The 2,108-nt window shown below is 41.1% G+C and carries 2 pseudogenes; both read right to left on the bottom strand.

Annotated features, from left to right (window positions below):
* Positions 1-1,337 (bottom strand): annotated as a pseudogene (locus tag ACCI49_RS08010) (hypothetical protein); the annotation flags it as partial.
* A gap of 389 nt (positions 1,338-1,726) precedes the next feature.
* A pseudogene (locus ACCI49_RS08005) lies at positions 1,727-2,108 on the bottom strand (hypothetical protein); the annotation flags it as partial.

Raw genomic sequence — 2,108 nt, 5'->3', positions numbered from 1 at the left:
CTCACCGATAAATAGAAGGACATTTCACTATCAGGAGTATTAACAGAAACTTCCGTGCTACTACTTTGATTGTGAGTGATGCTGCCGGATCGAATCGCATAAGTGCCGGTATTAGGGTTTTCTGTATGGATCACCCAGTCTGCAGAGCCATTATGCTTCCAGTACCAGGTATCAAATCTACCATCTTCAAAATCAGCCAAGTTAAAGTCTTCAGACGGAATGCTATCCAACAAGCTTGGGTCCGATCCGGCCAAGTATTCCTTAATATTGGACCAACCATCTCCATCCATATCGGAAAAAGCATCATTCAATAAAGGGTCCAATTGATTAGCTACTTCCCATCCATCTGGCATTCCATCGCCATCTGTATCTGCACTACAAGGATTTGTTTCCCCTACATCGACGACCCCATTTTTATTGAGGTCTTCCTCACCATCGAGTAGTAAATCTCCATCGGAATCTTTTTTATTTTTGTCTGTGCACCGCAGGTCTTCGATATCATCTGGAGTGCCATCTAAATCAGTATCAAGCGGATTAAATGACCATATGGAGCTAGATTTTTCAGCACCATGGTCATCAATAGCAACAACTTTCCAATAATAGGTTTTCCACGGATCAAGGCCCGATAATTGTCTATTGGTATTGGTGAAACCCTGCTCAAGTAAAGCTGGTTCTGGTGATTCGCTGAGATAAATATTGTATGTAACCGTATCATCCAGATCAGGGTCAGCCACTTTACTCCAGCTAAGGGTTATGTCTTTGTAGCTTGTGTATAGATTATTGATAGGATTAACTTGACTGGGCGCAGCTTCTGGGGCGGTATTTGCTGTATTAAAGCTCCATATTGGGCTTTCTGTTACAGCATTATGGTTGTCTCTAGCAACCACCTTCCAGTAGTAGGCCCTCTCTGAATATAAACCGGATATAGTAATACTATCGGCCTTGAGCCCAGACTTATAAAGCTCGGGGCTTGGAGTTAGTCCAAGGTAGATATCATAAAAGACAAAATCATTACTATTCGCATCAGAGCTACTCCATGACAGGGTAGTTTCTCCTGGGCTAACTCCATTGACTCCTGACTCAGGAATCTCATCAGTAGGTACGGAAGGCGGCGTATTTTGCTCCTCTGCGGAGGAGGTAAGAGATAGAATATTTCCTAAGGCATCGTAACTGTAATCAGTATCTACCTCTCCTTGGTAGCTTGCCTTAATCAATCGATCTGAATCATCGTATTGGTAGGTAAGGTTTTCAGCGTTTGCAATCCAAGGAATACAAAATATAGTGCTAAATAGAAACCGTTGTACTCGCAGCACCCCCTTAGAAAACTTACCTTCCATTCTCTTCTTATCCAATATTTTTCTATTAATTCATTATGTTAAGTGATACATCACTACTTCATGCCAATATCGCTTATATAATGAGCATTCTTGGCCCGATAACTATGCATTGTGATTTGAACGACATTATTACATGCTTTAAATTTTTTATTCAAATAGAGCAGCTGTATAGGCTGGATCGACATTCTAGTACTGAGCAACTTCTCAGGTTCTTTTTGCTCTACAAATATTGATACTGAGCTGGCTGCCAATTAGAACGCGATAATGGTGCGACCAACACAAGCAAGCGCCTTAGACTTCTGGTACATAACTACCCCAAAATTATTCTTTTATTATGAACTCCGCTTACCAAATAGGTAAGCGGAGGTAAAAAAAGCTTAGATTAAAGATTAATTTAATGGATCGGTGCCATTGAGATACTCATTCAGATCACTAATCGTATCGCCATCAGTATCCAATGACATATCGTGATCTAAGCCACCGAAATAGATGTATTCCCAGGAATCCTTGATACCGTCTGCATCTTCATCAATTGGACCAGGGATAAAGATGTCATCAATCCAGGCAGTATCGGAACCTACATCATTGGATCCATCTTTTTTATATTGCCATTTAAAGCGGTGGATACCGCTGGACACTGGAAAAATAACTAGCTGATAGGGAACTGAGCCAGACCAGCTACCTTTTAACTCGCCATCTATATAAAACTCTAACTTGTCGCAACAAGACTCCGAACTGACAGAAAGATAAAAATATATCCATCCGTCCGGT

It is taken from the genome of Microbulbifer epialgicus (assembly GCF_041447265.1).
GTDB lineage: Bacteria > Pseudomonadota > Gammaproteobacteria > Pseudomonadales > Cellvibrionaceae > Microbulbifer > Microbulbifer epialgicus.
The sequence above is the reverse complement of the archived record's forward strand: the minus strand, read 5'-3'. Positions and strand labels throughout refer to the sequence as shown.